This is a genomic window from Brunnivagina elsteri CCALA 953, assembly GCF_002289455.1.
GTDB classification, from domain to species: domain Bacteria; phylum Cyanobacteriota; class Cyanobacteriia; order Cyanobacteriales; family Nostocaceae; genus Brunnivagina; species Brunnivagina elsteri.
This window is the reverse complement of record NZ_NTFS01000114.1, coordinates 1-16,047: the sequence shown is the minus strand read 5'-3', so window position 1 is coordinate 16,047 and position 16,047 is coordinate 1. Positions and strand designations below refer to the sequence as shown.

At 41.8% G+C, this 16,047-nt stretch carries 12 protein-coding genes; 8 read left to right on the top strand and 4 right to left on the bottom strand.

What is annotated here, in order from left to right; genetic code table 11:
• Positions 1 to 47: 47 nt before the first annotated feature.
• Positions 48 to 1,001: a CHAT domain-containing protein gene (locus CK510_RS12310; protein ID WP_095721984.1), complete on the top strand. Its 954-nt coding sequence runs from the start codon at positions 48 to 50 to the stop codon at positions 999 to 1,001.
• 55 nt (positions 1,002 to 1,056) lie between these two features.
• On the opposite strand, the gene CK510_RS12305 is transcribed toward CK510_RS12310, so the two are convergent.
• Positions 1,057 to 2,982 (bottom strand): ShlB/FhaC/HecB family hemolysin secretion/activation protein, encoded by a 1,926-nt coding sequence (locus CK510_RS12305; RefSeq protein WP_245912102.1) that lies wholly within the window; start codon positions 2,980 to 2,982, stop codon positions 1,057 to 1,059.
• 133 nt (positions 2,983 to 3,115) lie between these two features.
• Positions 3,116 to 4,855: a serine/threonine-protein kinase gene (locus CK510_RS12300; protein WP_095721983.1), complete on the bottom strand. Its 1,740-nt coding sequence runs from the start codon at positions 4,853 to 4,855 to the stop codon at positions 3,116 to 3,118.
• 471 nt (positions 4,856 to 5,326) lie between these two features.
• Between CK510_RS12300 and CK510_RS12295 the strand changes: the two genes are divergently transcribed.
• Together CK510_RS12295 and CK510_RS12290 are read left to right on the top strand one after the other, a co-directional pair.
• Positions 5,327 to 6,577, top strand: coding sequence for a Pvc16 family protein (locus CK510_RS12295; protein WP_095721982.1), 1,251 nt, complete (start codon positions 5,327 to 5,329; stop codon positions 6,575 to 6,577).
• Positions 6,574 to 8,628: an ATP-binding protein gene (locus CK510_RS12290; protein WP_095721981.1), complete on the top strand. Its 2,055-nt coding sequence runs from the start codon at positions 6,574 to 6,576 to the stop codon at positions 8,626 to 8,628. Before CK510_RS12295 ends, CK510_RS12290 begins: the two co-directional genes overlap by 4 nt.
• 65 nt (positions 8,629 to 8,693) lie before the next feature.
• Here the strand turns inward: CK510_RS12290 and CK510_RS12285 are convergent, their stop codons facing one another.
• Positions 8,694 to 9,077: a type II toxin-antitoxin system VapC family toxin gene (locus tag CK510_RS12285; RefSeq protein WP_095721980.1), complete on the bottom strand. Its 384-nt coding sequence runs from the start codon at positions 9,075 to 9,077 to the stop codon at positions 8,694 to 8,696.
• Positions 9,070 to 9,366: an AbrB/MazE/SpoVT family DNA-binding domain-containing protein gene (locus CK510_RS12280; protein WP_245912100.1), complete on the bottom strand. Its 297-nt coding sequence runs from the start codon at positions 9,364 to 9,366 to the stop codon at positions 9,070 to 9,072. Before CK510_RS12280 ends, CK510_RS12285 begins: the two co-directional genes overlap by 8 nt.
• 139 nt (positions 9,367 to 9,505) lie before the next feature.
• Between CK510_RS12280 and CK510_RS12275 the strand changes: the two genes are divergently transcribed.
• The 5 genes from CK510_RS12275 (at position 9,506) to CK510_RS12260 (ending at position 15,946) form a co-directional block, all read left to right on the top strand.
• On the top strand, positions 9,506 to 9,823 hold the full coding sequence (locus tag CK510_RS12275; RefSeq protein WP_095721978.1) for a XisI protein: 318 nt from the start codon (positions 9,506 to 9,508) through the stop codon (positions 9,821 to 9,823).
• Between the two features lie 9 nt (positions 9,824 to 9,832).
• Positions 9,833 to 9,958 carry a hypothetical protein gene (locus CK510_RS33950; protein ID WP_281257012.1) on the top strand — a complete coding sequence of 42 codons (126 nt, stop codon included), beginning with the start codon at positions 9,833 to 9,835 and terminating at the stop codon, positions 9,956 to 9,958.
• Positions 9,959 to 10,362: 404 nt separating this feature from the next.
• Complete coding sequence (locus CK510_RS12270; RefSeq protein ID WP_095721977.1) at positions 10,363 to 11,487, top strand: eCIS core domain-containing protein; 1,125 nt, start codon at positions 10,363 to 10,365, stop codon at positions 11,485 to 11,487.
• A 38-nt stretch (positions 11,488 to 11,525) separates the two neighbouring features.
• A complete protein-coding gene (locus tag CK510_RS12265) occupies positions 11,526 to 12,506 on the top strand; it encodes a polyprenyl synthetase family protein (RefSeq protein ID WP_095721976.1) in 981 nt (326 codons plus the stop codon).
• Positions 12,507 to 12,634: 128 nt separating this feature from the next.
• A complete protein-coding gene (locus tag CK510_RS12260; protein WP_095721975.1) occupies positions 12,635 to 15,946 on the top strand; it encodes an eCIS core domain-containing protein in 3,312 nt (1,103 codons plus the stop codon).
• Positions 15,947 to 16,047: the final 101 nt, after the last annotated feature.

The following is a 16,047-nucleotide window of genomic DNA, read 5'->3' as shown; positions in this document are numbered from 1 at the left end:
CGAACTAATTTGCAACGAAATATTATCGCTATTAATATCACTGGCAGATGGATTTAAATCTTGCCAAAAATCTTTACGGTTCTTTAGAAGACCCAAATAATGACGAGTACTTGCAACCTGCTGGAGACCTCTATCAATTAATTATTGCACCTTTAAAAGAGGAACTGAATAAAAAAGGTATAAATAATTTGCTGTTTATCGCTGATGAAGGTTTGCGCTCCGTACCTTTTGCTGCACTTCATGATGGTAAACAATTTTTGGTAGAGAACTACAGCGTTGGATTTACTCCCGCATTGAGCATAACCGATACTCGCTATGTTGATATCCGCAACACGCAAGTTTTGGCAATGGGAGCATCCAAATTTCAACAGCTTAATCCTTTGCCTGCTGTACCTGAAGAGTTATCTATCGTTGCCAAAGATATTTGGAAAGGGAAATTTTTCCTCAACCAAAACTTTACTTTAAATAATCTCAAGTCAATTCGCAGTTCTCAACCGTTTGGAATTATTCACCTGGCAACGCATGGGGAATTTGAGACAGGGACACCTGATAACTCTTATGTTCAATTTTGGAATGATAAATTGAAGTTATCACAAATGCGGGATTTAGGATTGAATAACCCAACTGTCGAATTATTGGTTCTCAGTGCTTGTCGAACTGCATTAGGTGACAGAGAAGCTGAATTAGGGTTTGGTGGATTTGCGTATCAAGCAGGAGTTAAAACTGCATTGGCATCTTTGTGGCAAGTGAGCGACTCGGGAACTTTAGGACTGATGACTGAGTTCTACAAACACCTGAAAACTGCACCCATCAAAGCAGAAGCACTACGACAAGCGCAAATAGCAATGATTAAGGGTCAAGTTACCATCGAAAATGGTCAAATGCGTACTTCTGTACGCAGCGTGACGTTGCCACCAGAATCACCAGAATCGAAACAAACTAAGGACTTAAAACATCCTTTTTACTGGTCAGCATTCACGATGATTGGTAGTCCTTGGTAAATTCAACAATTCTTGATTTCAGAAAGAGACGTTACATGTAACGTCTCTATTCAATTCAGGGTTGATAGTAAACGCTAAAGTGAAAACCCGAATCTTGGGCATTATCACCGCGATCGCTTAGATTCACAAATGGAATACCATAATCTAAGCGTATATTGAAATTAGGTATTGGTTGCCACAATAAACCCAAACCCCCACTAGATAGAAATCTCTGTCTGGGTAAAGAGCCGTTATTGGGATTATCGGGATGGTTCCAAACAGCACCTAAATCAATAAAAGGGCTAAATTGTAAAGTTGCTAAACCACCTTCATTTCGCAGCACCGTAATCCGATCTTCGATGGAAAATCGAACTCCGTTGTCTCCAGAACGAGCATTTTGACGATAACCCCGCACTGTTTGGGCACCACCAATGACAAATTGTTGGGATGGTAATAGGCTATTGGGAGTTAATTGTAAGTCAAGTCCTATAATCAAAAGTTGGTCTTCACTAAGCTTTTGAGTTCTCTGTACCTCACCGTACCAACTAAAAAATTGACCATCTGGGATGGGTTCTTTGTTAGTGGTAGCATCAAATAAACCAGTACCAAAATTAAACAGCGATCGCGCACTCCAAGAACCATTTTTTTCTCGACTTACGTAATCTTGCCCAAACTTGACAACGCTAGTACGACTCACGCCATTTTTGTCGGAACCAACACCGAAGGGGAATGGTAAATTATCAAACAAGAAGGTTTGACCATCTTGGTATGCAAAGCCTAAAGATAAAGCAAATTCTTGACGGGGTGTTCTTATCAACGGTTGACGGTAATTGATTTCATACTGTTGGAAGTCACCACGAATATTGAGATTCTTATACTGTGGGTCAGTAATTTTAGTATCATTAATTACTGCTCGTACTTGTAAAGTACTATCCATTGGATTCAGGGGAACTCGGTAATTAAAGTCATAAAGATTCAGTCCACCAGTTGTAGAACGGTTGTAAGAGGCAGAAATTTGGTCTCCAGATGTTACAAGGTTACGATAAGATAAGCCGACACCCAATCTTTCCGAACCTATACTTGGTGGAGAATAGTTATCTACTCCCAAAGCACCTTTGAAGGGATTTGCTTCTGTCACCCTGACAATAATTGTACTCTGCCCAAACTTATCTCCATCGGAGGGTCTAAGGCTGGCTTCTAAATTTTTAAATATTGGGTCAGAACGTAATAAGATTAATTGGTCTTCTAGCTTTTGCTGGCGAAGCGGATTTAATCCCGCAAGTCGAATTCTGCTGCATATATAATCTGAATTTATCCTTTGATTTCCTTCAACCCGAATTTCATCTACTCCTCCCTCAAAAACCCTGATTACTATCTCACCCGTTTCAATTGTCTGGTCTACTAAAACCGCTCTTGATGTAATGTAGCCATTTTTGAGGTAAAGTGCAGTAATTTTATCTGCGACATCAGCTAATTCTTGCAGAGTGGCATCTTTTCCTTCTAGGGGTTGAGTAATAGATTTAATTTGCTCTGCATTAAAAATTTTAGAATCACGGACATCTATTTTCTTTACCAAAAAGCGCTTATTCGGTTGGGGTTGCTGATTATTTTCAGGAGTGGGATTATCTTGACTTGGTTGTGGTTGTTGTTGATTATTCTCTGGTGTTGGATTTAATGGAATTTGGGAATTATCTCGATCCGGTTCTGGAGTGTTTTCTGGTGGGGGGGTAGCTTCAGGTGCTGAATTTGCTTTTGGTGGACGAATATCTGAAGCTATGCTGACACATTTTGCATGGGAAAATTCTGCCTGGGAAACTTTATGTTCCGATTTAGAATCAGCCAGGTAATATTGTGCCACCACATCAGAGCGATCGAGCGTTGTAATCGTTTTTAATGAATTATGGTGAGCAGCAATAGTCGGATTGGCTCCAGACCAAAAAACTACACCTAATATTGCAAATTTACATCTTAAGTTTAAGATGTTGCTTAGTAATAATTTCAATTTTTATTCTTCCTATTTTTTTAATATTGAAATATTAAAAAGTATAAAATACTAGATTTTTTTGTCAATACGACAATAGTCTAATCCTTAATAATTTTCTGCCTTAGTACGAGTAACACACCTTACAATACTCTCAAAACCTACCAGGTTTTTGAACTGGTGTTTCACCCGATGCTTCGGTTTTCCCTGGTATTTCGCAAATATTATCTATTTGAGATTTTATCTGCTCAAATAAAGATTTAGGACTTCTGTCGTTGACTTGATATGCTTCCAGACACTTACCTTCTTTTGCTAGCTTGATAGCATAATCCTGTCGGCATGTATTAAGTATTTGTTGGACTTCGGAATGAATACTGGAATCTGAACTCACTTTGTCTGATAAAGCAATACATTCCTCATAGTTTGATTTATTTTGCGCTTCCTTAATCTTGTTTAAAGTTTGCCCGGATGTCACCAAAGGATAAGCAAAAAAACCAGCAACACAAGCAATAGCAAATGCGATTATGCTAATAACTACTGTTAAAGAAGAGTTGTTTGGTTTTTGAACAATTCTTTCTCCTGGATGTTCTCCAACATTATTTTTTATAACGGGAGATTGAAAGTTTCTTTCTTCATGTTTTAGTTGTAAATTCGCAGATGAAATCGGGGGAGTTTGGGCTATAGTTTCCTCCTTCTGCGCTTGTATAGGAATTTGAGCTATTGTTTCTTCCCGTTGATTTTCCGAAATCAAGCTTTGCATGGGTGGAAATTGAGCTATAGTTTCCTCACGCTGTTTTTCACCTGGGGGAATTTGAGCTATTGTTTCTTCCTTCTGAACCTTTTTCTCTATTTTTTCCTCTACATTTATAGGTCGAACTATGGTTTCTTCATTAGAACCCTTTAGAAAATGTTGAGGCTGATAAATAGTTTCTTCAATAATGGTTGCAGATGAAATCTTTTGCATTGATGCCAAAACAACTTGCAAAGCCAAATTTAATTCTTCTACCGATGCAAAACGATTTTCTGGTTTTTTTTGTAAACACCGCATCACCACATCTTCCAATTGTGCGGGTAAATTTTCGCAACTTGGTTGCGATCGCAATGGTTTTGGAGGTTCGCTAGTATGGGCAAAAATCCAGGAAGCTTCACTATAGTTACGTTCTTTAACACTAAAACCAAAAGGGTCTGCACCACTTAGGGTTTCGTAAAGAATAATCCCCAAACTGTAAATATCAGCCCTGCCATCTATATCAATTACACCCCTTAATTGTTCGGGGGATGCGTAGCGAAAAGTTCCTAAAAATGCACTGGTGAGATTTGTCTGGTCAAAAGACTCGCTACGAATTTTGGCAATCCCAAAATCGACAATTTTGGCAAACTCCCCAGAATCTGTGTTTTCCAAAAAGATATTATCTGGTTTGAGGTCACGGTGTACAACTTGAATACGTTCATTTCCTCCCTGCCGCTCTATGTTGACACCTTTATGGGCATGTTGTAAGCCTTGACAAACCTGCGTCATAATGTTGATAGTTCGTTCCACAGATAGCCGCTTTTCCCGCAAAAGCATCTGCCGTAGAGACTGACCGCGTAAATATTCCATTATGTAAAATGGATACCCTTCTGTCGTCACACCGCAGTCGGTAACCTGGACGATATGTTCACTATCGAGTGCTGCACATATTTCTATTTCCCGCTCGAAACGTCTTCTCATCTCCTTGGATGCAACCAAGGTATCCTTGAGAAGTTTGAGGGCTACCAGCTTCCCAATACGGGTATCCATTGCCAAAAAAACATCACCCATACCACCCCCACCCAAAAGCTTATCCAGGCGATATCGGTTGTTATCACCTAGTGCGCGACCTATCCAAGAGTTTGAGCTAGAAGGAGAATTCATTTGGCTATAACTATCCTGTATTTTATAATTTTGAATTTATCAAACTTACTTTCTCTAAGCAGTAAATCAAAGTACAAATTTAACTGTGTATTTTCTACTCAAAGTCAATTACTATAAGGAATAGTTACATAAGTGTAACATTTTAGACAATAAAACTAACATAGAGATTTTTGAAAAGCAACAGTACAATATCCTCGTCAATATTTACCGTGAGTTCAGACTTTTAGATGCTGCTGTGGTATTGGAGGTTCCCGACTGGAGGATAACAAAGACCAATTGTTAGTTACACTGCAAACGGGTAAAATCTGGACTTCTGTCATACTGAGGAACGAAGTATCTTCAATATTTTCACGCTTGTTAAAAGTAAAGTTCTAACCCGTTTTTAGTATACAGTCCTTAACCTCTAAATTTCGGAAAAATTTTACGTCCAGTGTCAAGAATTACCTGTTGCAATAGCGTGGAGAAACCAGAATGAGTAATGCGCTTTCTATAGCAGCAGTTACAGCAGTACTCAAAGACTTAATCGAAAATGGCTTAGTCAAAGATGCGATCGCAACTAGTGTTGGTGATGTGGTTGTCACTGCACTTCCTCCGGATCGCATTACCCAAGGAACCGACGAACGCGCTCAAATTAATCTTTTTCTCTATCAAATTACGCAAAATCGTAATGCTGACTGGGTATCGGAGGAATATCGTCACAAGCGATCGCGGCAATTGGGAGATGCTCGTCAAAATCCCCCCCTAGCTCTAGACTTACATTATTTACTCACAGCTTATGGTGTCAAGGACTTTCAAGCAGAACTTTTACTTGGTTATGCGATGCAGTTACTGCACGATACACCTGTTTTCAGCCGCGAATTAGTAGAAACAGCTTTAAAAAATGCTGCAAAAGTTAACACTTCCAGCGTTCTTTCCCAAGCTTTGACATCCGTATCCATCGCTGATGTTGCTGAAAATATCGGACAGATTAAACTTTCCCCAGAGTTTTTTAACATGGAAGATACTTCCAAACTTTGGTCTTCCTTGCAAACGAATTATCGCCCTTCGGCTGCATACCAAGTGTCAATGGTGTTAATCGATAGCCGGAATACTCAAAAAGCAGTAGATGATAAATATCCTTTGTTAATACCAATTATCGAACAAGTTACCCCTCCCTGGGAAATCGGTAATGCTCTAATTATTCGCGGTAAAGGTTTACGGGGTGACTTAACACGGGTTCGACTCCAAGGGATAGAAAAGTTAGTTGAGCCAAAAGCATTTCAAGATAACCAAATTAGTATATTTTTACCTCCCGAACTATTTGCTGGAGTCTGCGGGGTACAAGTAGTACATCTGAAAATACCTATTCCTGGAATGTCTCATCACGAAACAGCATCAAATATTGCAGCATTTGTTTTGCGTCCACAAATTACGGCAACGGTTGCTCAAATTCAACCCCAAGAAGATAATTTACGTCAAGCCGAAATAACAGTTAAATTCACCCCCAAAGTCGGGAAAAACCAGCAGTTAATTTTATTGTTGAATGCAGTATCTAATAATTTAGATCGAGCCTATTCTTTCTTGGTATCATCCCCCACGGATAATGCCGACACAATTACTATTCCCGTCAAAAATATCGAACCTGGAACCTATTTTGTTAGGGTACAAGTAGATGGTGCAGAAAGTCCGCTCAACAAAAATTCAACAGGGGAATACGACTCGCCACAGGTAACAATACCATGAACGCTTCCACTGCTAATCAAAATTGGTTTGATGCCAATCACCGCTATCTTCTCGCAGCTTTAGCGATAGTACGTACATCTTTAGAAAAGTATACAGCCACAGAGAAAAGTGATTTAGAAGCATTAAAGGTTAAAAATCAACAACTTCAGCAGGAATTACAGGCAGCAGCAACAGCAATACCAGCACCTTCAGCGATAGAAAGGTTATGTCGAGTATTTGGTCTATCAGCCTTCGAGCGCGATATATTACTTTTATGTGCGGGAATAGAATTTAGCGGCGACTTTCATCGTTTATGTACGATTGCCAACAAAGACCCTCAACAATATTACCCAACCTTTAGCCTCGCTTTAGCAGCCTTAGATAACCCCCATTGGGATGCTTTAACTCCAAATTCAGCCTTGCGTCGCTGGCGTTTAATCCAAATTGGCGAAGCACATGCACTTACCCTCAGTCCACTCAGAATAGACGAAAGAATATTACATTATTTAGTCGGTACTCAATACCTGGATGAAAGACTAGCGGGTATTATCGAATCGGTAAATTTTGCAGGGGAATTAGTTCCCTCGCAGCAAGAACTCGCACAACGCATTACCAATATACTTGGGCATCATTACCAAGCAAAAAATCAAGCAAACAGCTTACCAGTCATTCAATTATGTGGTACAGAGACAGCTAGTAAACAAGCGATCGCAGCCACAGTTTGTCATAGTCTCGGTTTAAATTTGTGTGCGATCGCAGCACGGGTAGTTCCCATCGTACCAGGAGAACTAGAAAATCTCATTCGCTTGTGGACTCGTGAAGTTATTTTAAGCGGCAGTGCTTTATTGTTGGATTGTCAGGAAATCGACACCACAGATATTCCCCGCATCACAGCAATTAGCCATTTCATAGAACGCATCAATGGTGTTTTAATTATTAGCAGTCGGGAAGGAATGCGAATACAGAAGCGATCGGCTATTCGCTTTGATGTCAATAAACCCTCCTCAACCGAGCAAAATTTAGTTTGGCAAAATACTTTAGCAGAACTAGCACCACAGCTAAACGGACAAGTTAAAAGCTTAGTAAATCAGTTTAACTTAAGTGCAGATACCATTCGCGCTGCTTGTGTGGAAGCAGCAGGACATTTGCAGAACCCCTCTCCAAACCTCTCCCCCACAGGGAGAGAGGCTTTAATATCTCCCACTTCTCCCCAACTCACCGAAATCCTTTGGGATGCTTGTCGAGTTCAAGCTCGTCCTCGTTTGGATGAATTAGCACAACGCATTGAACCGGGAGCAAACTGGGAAGATTTGGTATTGCCTGAGACACAGAAACAAATTTTAATTGATGTAGCAGCGCATGTTCGTCAACGCGGGAAAGTCTACGAAACATGGGGATTTGGGGGCAAAAGTGCGCGAGGCTTGGGAATTAGCGCTTTATTCGCCGGGGCAAGTGGTACGGGTAAAACCTTAGCAGCAGAGGTATTAGCAAATACATTAAAGCTGGATTTATATCGTATTGATTTATCATCGGTAGTCAGTAAATATATTGGGGAAACCGAGAAAAATTTACGACAAGTATTTGATGCTGCCGAACAGGGTGGTGTGATTTTGCTGTTCGATGAAGCCGATGCTTTGTTTGGTAAACGTAGCGAAGTCAAAGACGCGAGGGATAGATATGCAAATATCGAAGTTAGTTATCTATTACAGAGGATGGAATGTTACCCAGGATTGGCAATTTTAACAACTAACTTGAAGAGTGCGATCGATACAGCATTTATGCGAAGAATCAGGTTTGTGGCGCAATTTCCCTTCCCCGATGCCGTGCAACGTGCCGAAATTTGGCGACGGATTTTTCCATCTGATACCCCAACTCAAGATTTGGATGCAGTTCAACTGGCACGGCTAAGTGTAGCGGGGGGTAATATTCGTAATATCGCCTTAAATGGGGCATTTTTGGCTGCGGATGCGGGGGAAGCAGTGCAGATGAAACACTTGTTAAGAGCCGCTCAAAGTGAGTATAGCAAGTTAGAGAAGCCGTTGACGGAGGCGGAAATTGGGGGATGGGTGTGAGATAATATTATGATTAGCAATGAGAACAGAGTTCTTAACTAGGGTCATTTTTCGAGGTAAAGATTCTAACGAATTACCTGCACGTTTACCCCCAAATTTAAATCAGCCCAAACTCTATCAGTAGTTAGTATTGGCAAACCCAAGGATTTTCCCAGTGACAAGCAAGCTCTATCACCAAATGATAGCCCAACACTTCTTGTTAGAGGACGTAACATCCCTGCATGATAAGCCATTGCTGTATCAAACGGAACAACTTCTAACCCCAGAGCGCTGATAACTTCTCTGACTTCGACCTCTGACATACCACTATCAGCAAGTTTTGCTATAACTTCGCTCAAATTGACACTACTAATGACAGTTTCAGTAAGGACATTTACAACCATTTCGCTACCAGATTCATTATTTAACAGTGCCAAGATAGCAGAAGCATCCAAAACATAATTACTCACTCAAATTCTCCTGACGACGTTCTTCCAGCAGTTCGCCACTAAGCGATCGCCCTTCGGGAATATACCGACGTACTATTTGTTGCGATCGTTTAACGGCTTGTTCCAGTGTAAAAATTCTCATTTCCCCATCCACCAGTTGAATCATAACTTCGTCACCTACTTCTAATCCCAGTTGTTTGCGATACTCAGATGGGATTACAACTCTGCCACCCTCAGAGATTTTTGTCTTAATTGTTTGCATGTGGCATTTTTTGATGAGTTTGACATAAATATTCAAATTGTATCTCATCGTCTGCCCCTTGAACTGGCAGAATTTAGGGTGAATGCTCCCGTTGGAGAAGCGGTTGACGGAAGCGGAAATTGGAGGGAGGCGTGAGAAAATATAGACCTAAAAGGTCGTATAATCTTGTTCGGGAGGTTATAGAATAATGGATCGAATAGAGGAATACCGCCAAATTTTATGCGACTTTTTACAAGAATTTGCTACTAATGATGTGCAAGCGCAATTAATTTTCGATCCAGTGCGCGATCGCTATTTAGTTATGCATAACGAATGGCGAGATGAATACCGTATTTATGGATGTGCAATGCAGCTAGATATTATCGAGGGTCAAATTTGGATTCAGCACAACAGCACTGAAATTTATATTGATCGAGAACTAATTCAGCGTGGAGTTGACCGCAAAGATATTATTTTAGGGTTTCGTTCTCCCGGTGTCCGCAAACTTCTTGCAGCGAACAATTGAAAGTAATTAATGCTGCTCTCAGCTAGACAACTTATGATGGCTTTGTGCGATCGCATTTTTATTTTTGGGGAATTGCGATCGCTTGCTTCAACCTTCTCAATACAAGGTGCAATCGTCAATATACTCACGAATTGATGATTGGTATTTATGCCTCAAAAGGATTCAACGTTGTTTTGGGTAAGCACGTTAATAGTATTATATAAGCACTAGCAAAGAGTAAGCGATCGCTCAAATTGAGGATGAGTAGTAGAAGTTTGTTCTCTCTGCTTAAGGCAGTTATGGCTTTTTGGGTAGTTGGGGGAATGCGATCGCTATGATTTTTGTCTTAATTGTTTGTATGTGATATTTTTTGAAGGCTTTGACATAAGCATCGAAATTGTATATCATCGTCTGCCCCTGGACTGGCCGAATTTAGGGCTTAATAATTCAAAATTCACATTTGGGCAAATTATAGACTTTAGTCGAGGGTGTGGGTATTTGAGCAAGTTGTAAAATTTGGGGCAGAGGCGGGAATTTAACACAAAAGGGGAATAGGACCGATGAGCGAACTGACAAGTCAGGGCTTGCGCTATCGCACAAAAATCCAGCGCAAAAAAGCAGCAACATCCACTTATACTCAACCATCCCTTGCACAAAAAGCAACACAGGGTTTTGGTTTGTCTTCATCCTCTCCATCTCAAAGCATCGCTTCGTTTCCAAGTCATGATATTAGCCAAATATCACTGCGTCCGCAAACAAGACTTTCTATCAGTCAACCAGGTGATATGTATGAACAGGAAGCAGATACGGTAGCACAAGATGTCATGATGATGACACTACCCCTCACCCCTCAAGCAATCCAGACAGTGGGAGACGATTCTCTATATACAAAACGATTACAGCGACAAGCAGCAGATAATGATTCTGAAATTAGCGGTGATATAGAAAGTCAGCTAAATGCTACTAGGGGTAGTGGTAGTCCTTTACCAGCAAGCGTTCAAACCTTTATGGAGCCACGCTTTGGCAATAATTTTAGCAATGTAAAGGTTCATACTGACAGTGTATCTGTACAAATGAACAGGTCATTGGGGGCACAAGCTTTTACTTATGGTAGCGATATTTACTATGGCTCCGGGAAAGCTCCTGGGAATGATGAATTAACCGCTCATGAACTAACTCATGTAGTGCAGCAGGGTGGAGGGGTGCAAAGAAAATGCGCTGCTTGTGAGCAAGAAGAAAAACCAGAATCTGTAGCGGTACAAACTAGTGGTGTACCTAACTACATACAAGCAGTATTTGCTACTGACGGAAGTAATATTCCTCAGTATCAGCCGGAACTACAAGTGTTTCGTAAGGCAAATGATAATCAGACATTAGAGAAGTATCGGTCTGGTTTGCGAGAGCCTGGAAATTCCATTGAAATCAGCCAAGTCTCCCCAATACAGCAGGTGCGAGCAATGGGTAGAGCGCAGCAAAACCCTTATTGCTTTGTAACTAGACAAGGTTCATTCAAGACCATTCAAGCTACAACTAGACAAGAAGCAGAGCAAAAGTTTGATGTCCGCTATAGTCCAACAACGTTCTGTCATGATGGCGCTTGTAATGTGGAAGGAGGTTCAATGTTGGACAACCCGAATGAATGTAATCAAGCGGAGTCTTCCACACAGACAGATACAGGCGAGTAAAAAAGTACTTGTCGTTAGTAGGATAATAAGCTTGCAATATGACCGATATAAGTTTGACTCAGTCAAAATTGCTTCACTTCCAGCAGTTTCAAATTCTACTGCCAGATGTCCGCGATTACATTCGCCAGCATTTACCACTTGACTGGCCGGAACTAGAATCACTTTTGGGCGTAGTCTTAAACCAACCCCTTGGTTCTCTTTCTACATTGCCCTTAGCCAGTTGTGTCGCAGTTGGCGGTAATCCCAAACAAGCTATTCCCGTTGCTGCTGCTTGGGAAATGCTCTGTTTGGCAATGCGAATTTTGGATGACGTTCAAGACCAAGACCGCCCAGAAGGATTATGGGCTACAGTAGGCTTACCCAGAGCGATTAATTTTGGTACTGCGGTTTATACTATGTGCTATGAGCTACTTGCTAAAGCCGATTGGTCGCCGGAACTTTACTGTATTATTAGTCGAAAGCTGATTCAAGCGGGTTTGCAATTATCATCTGGACAAGATAAAGATTTGCGTGGCGAAACTCGCAGCGTTGAAGACTACTGGCAAACTATTGAAGGTAAAAATGCAAGCGCTTTTGCTTGGGCTTGTGCTGCGGGGGCGCTTTGTGGCACTAATGATACCAGCCTTGTAGAAGCTTGTCGCGGTTACGGATATCACCTGGGTTTAGCGTTGCAGCTATTTGACGACTTTGAGGGTACTTGGGAAACTTCAGGATTAACTGATTTAGCTCAAGGTAAAGTTACGCTACCTGTTATTTATGGTTGTAATCTCGCTCACGAGCAAAGAGAAAAATTACAATTTCTGGTCAATAGCGGACAAATAGCAGCTTATGAGTTCCAAATTCGTAACATACTAGACAGTATTAATACCCGCGATTTTATCATTTGGGCTGCTCTCAAGGAACGCGAACAAGCGTTAGCATCTCTAGATCCACTTCCGCAACAAGAGGGTGTAACTGCTTTGGTTGCATATGTGAGTGTGATTTTTACCCATGTTGAAGACCTTTTGTTAAAATCGTAGAAATTTCAACTTAATAGTACTATTGTCCTACATTAAAGTAGGCGATCGCCTGCTTGGGTTTGTGTGAGAATACCAATTAAACTTATGAACAGTATCTTAATAGTATAAATCTATGGAGGTTGGGTAATATGAGCGATAGCACGCATGAGCGCATCAAAATTCAACGCAAAAAATCCGCTACACCCAACCACACGGAGCCAAATCTGGCACAACTGTCAGGATTCAAAGTCTTAAAAGCTCAACCCCAAATACAGTCAAATATTCAGTCTTGCGAAATCCCCACTCACGACATCAGTCGCATCTCATTGCGTCCGCAAGCACGGGTAACAGTTAGCCACCCCCAAGACCAATACGAACAGGAAGCAGAACGGGTGGCAAATCAAGTTATGAATATGGCTGCACCTCTGGGTCAATCAAACACACCCGAAACTATTCCACAAGAAGAACCATCATTACAACCGGCATCTGATGGAAGTATCGAAATTAACGGTGACTTAGAGAGTCAGTTATATGGGAATCAAGGCGGTGGTAGTCAGTTAGACGATGGCGTACAAGCTTTTATGGAACCGCGCTTTGGTGCTGATTTTAGCAATGTGCGCGTACATACTGATAGTAATGCAGCCCAGATGAACAGGCAGATGGGTGCCGAGGCTTTTACTTATGGTAGTGATATTTACTTTGGCTCCGGTAATTTACCAGGACATAATCATTTGACGGCACATGAGTTAACTCATGTGGTGCAACAAACAGGTGGTGTTCAAAGAAAAATGCCCCTGGCAATGAATATTTCTCGTAGTGGTGCAATGCAAGTGCGGCGCTTTGAGGCACAACATCACGAACACATTGAGCGTGCGTCCCTTACGGCTCCCGGTAGTGGAGGAAAATCGGGTTTTACTGATGCCGAAGCAAGTGCGACCTATTTTGGTAACTGGAGCCGGGATATGTCGCAAGCTTTCATTAACAATCCAGTCACCAAAGTTCTGGGTAACGATTTTATCTTTGAAATCCTTAATGCACTTGCAATTAGTAAGTTTGGCAAAGGATTGACACCCAAAGATTTCGGCGTATATTCACCCCGTGAGCATATCGATAATCCTGCCGGACAAACAACCAGCGACTTGATGCAGCCCGGTACAACAACTGACGACCATCACCTTCCAGAAAAAGAAGATATTTCAAGCCCAGAAGCACTCCAGAAACTTTTTGTCGTCAATGCCGCAGGTCTTCCTGCCTATCTTGGACGCTCAATCCAATATGTGGAAGAACAGTTTTCAGATGCAGCAGATAAAGGACGTACAGGTGAAGGATTAATGCATCTGGGGAATGGTTTGCACACTGTCGAAGACCTTTTTGCCCACTCAAACTATCTTGAGATTGCTGTTGGGCAGTTGATTAATGATGGTACTGTGACCTTTCCTGATTTGAAAGAGGAATTTGAGGAGCGTAAAAAGAAAAAGTTAGATCCGGTGGAAACCTTATCTGGTAAAACAACAACAGGACGACCAATCCTTACAACAGGCTCCTTTGTTACCGCAGACACTATGATTAGTATATCTGAAGCGCTGACGGCATTCCTGAGTGAGTTTGACCCGTTTGGTGCCAGCAACAAAGAGCGCACCCAGCAAACAATGGAGTTGATATTAAAGCGCTATGAGGGAAAGAGTCGGGCAGGGGATGTAATTCGCTCCACCATGCACGCTCTTGGGTCTAGCTTAAAAACGGAGTTAGCTGATAAAGCAGATAAAGCAATTTCTGGAGAGCAGCCAAAAGACGATGCTAGTTTCTTTGACAAAGCGGTGAGCAAGTTGCGAGGAGCAGCAGGAACGGTTGTAGGTGCGGGGTTGAAAGTAGCTGGTAATGTTTTAGACACAGGCTGGGTAGAGGAGGTAATGGCAACTGCGGCAAATCAATTCGCGAAATTGCCCTTGACAAAGATTTACCACTTTATTGCTAAGGCTAAAAATGGAATCGACGATTTTATTGATAGTATTAAAGCAAAACTTCCTGAATCTGTGAGGAAGTGGGTTGATGATAAACTTGATGCGCTACGAGAAACACTCAAGCCAATCATCCAAGAAGCTGTACGTTTTGTTGGCGAGATGATTCAAAAAGCCTTTGCTGAAGCCACAGCCGAGGGCACCAATATTGAAAAGCAGATCCAAGGCTCAATTGATAAAAATATCAAGAGTGAAAAGAAAAAATCTGAGTTAAATAGTCTCTCTGCGGAAGAGAAAATTAAGCGCTTGACAAATGCTCAGTGGTGTGCAGAAGCAGGGATAGACGATAATGATGCGGAACATCTCGTTGCAATGCTGCGTACTCCTGAATATGTAAAAGCTGGACCTTCTCACTCTCAAATTGCGAAAGATCACGGTGACTCTCCATTTTTTGGAGCAGCCGCAGCAGTTGCGATGCACGTTGACACAAAAATCCGCGACAAAATTATTGCGGTGTGGGAATCTGAAGGAAAAAATGTCCAAACAGACAAGGACTTACAGAAAAATTACGACGACGAAATCCTACTCGAACTCCGGGCAAAAATGGCACCTCCTGGCACCCATGAAGAAAACATGACACCCGAACAACGAGAGGCAGCAAGAAAAGCAGCGAAGAAAGCCCCTCATTACAAAGAAATTACCTCGAAACAAGAGGCTCTTGAACTTCAAAAAATAGGGGGAATAGAAGAAGCCGAAGAAAGCCACGGGGCAGAAAAGACTTATGAAGCGATGGTCAAAGGGGTAGAAAATTTGGGGAAATTGGTTGGCGAGATTCCAGATGGTCTTCGCGGTATAGCTAGACGTCTCGACACTGCCGCACCTGACGCAGCATCAGAACTCCGTACACTTGCCAACGAAATTCCTCGCGGATTAGAAGATTTAGCCAAGGAAATTAAACAAGCATCGACGGCCCAGAAAATGCAGCAGCTAGCCAAGCGGTTGGAGGAACTAGCTAAAGAGAAGGATAAACTAGTTGAGAAAATTCAGAACACGCTACGGCGAATAGCCACCGAGGTTGAAAAACTAGACAATAAACTCAAAGATACCGCTGGTGAATTACGCACTGTTGCCGACAAAGCCGATAAAATCATGCCAAAACTTGCAACTGGGCTGCATACGGCTGCTGAAACAATCAAAGAGTGGGGTGAGCGTAAAATTCGTTCAGACGAGCAAATCAATAAAATCCACGGAATGGCACCTGTCTCAACGGCAGAGTGGGACGAGGAGTTGCAAAAATCTCACGGAAAACCTGAAACTAGTAAGGCAATGTCACCAGAGCGGGCATCTCTATTCAATTTTGTTCGAGAAACATTCAAGCATCCCTATGATACAACTTGGTGGCGAGAACCGCTTATAACTTGGGCAAATTTACCAGCTAGCAAGCAACGTCTTGAAGCTTACATTCGCGCACGTAATAACGATGAGATGCACCACCATCATTGAGAAAGCGGAAACTCCTTACGGAGTTATAAGCTGTTCCGCATTTAAATCATATAATCCAAATTATTATAATTATTGTGGGGTGGGCATCCCTGCCTGCCCTA

What these genes read in the sequence shown, in the direction of transcription:
- CK510_RS12270 (WP_095721977.1), top strand. Translation starts at nt 10,363, where the DNA reads ATGAGCGAACTGACAAGTCAGGGCTTGCGCTATCGCACAAAAATCCAG.
- CK510_RS33950 (WP_281257012.1), top strand. Translation starts at nt 9,833, where the DNA reads ATGCTGCTCTCAGCTAGACAACTTATGATGGCTTTGTGCGATCGCATT.
- CK510_RS12280 (WP_245912100.1), bottom strand. Translation starts at nt 9,366, where the DNA reads ATGAGATACAATTTGAATATTTATGTCAAACTCATCAAAAAATGCCAC.
- CK510_RS12260 (WP_095721975.1), top strand. Translation starts at nt 12,635, where the DNA reads ATGAGCGATAGCACGCATGAGCGCATCAAAATTCAACGCAAAAAATCC.
- CK510_RS12275 (WP_095721978.1), top strand. Translation starts at nt 9,506, where the DNA reads ATGGATCGAATAGAGGAATACCGCCAAATTTTATGCGACTTTTTACAA.
- CK510_RS12290 (WP_095721981.1), top strand. Translation starts at nt 6,574, where the DNA reads ATGAACGCTTCCACTGCTAATCAAAATTGGTTTGATGCCAATCACCGC.
- CK510_RS12265 (WP_095721976.1), top strand. Translation starts at nt 11,526, where the DNA reads ATGACCGATATAAGTTTGACTCAGTCAAAATTGCTTCACTTCCAGCAG.
- CK510_RS12300 (WP_095721983.1), bottom strand. Translation starts at nt 4,855, where the DNA reads ATGAATTCTCCTTCTAGCTCAAACTCTTGGATAGGTCGCGCACTAGGT.
- CK510_RS12295 (WP_095721982.1), top strand. Translation starts at nt 5,327, where the DNA reads ATGAGTAATGCGCTTTCTATAGCAGCAGTTACAGCAGTACTCAAAGAC.
- CK510_RS12310 (WP_095721984.1), top strand. Translation starts at nt 48, where the DNA reads ATGGATTTAAATCTTGCCAAAAATCTTTACGGTTCTTTAGAAGACCCA.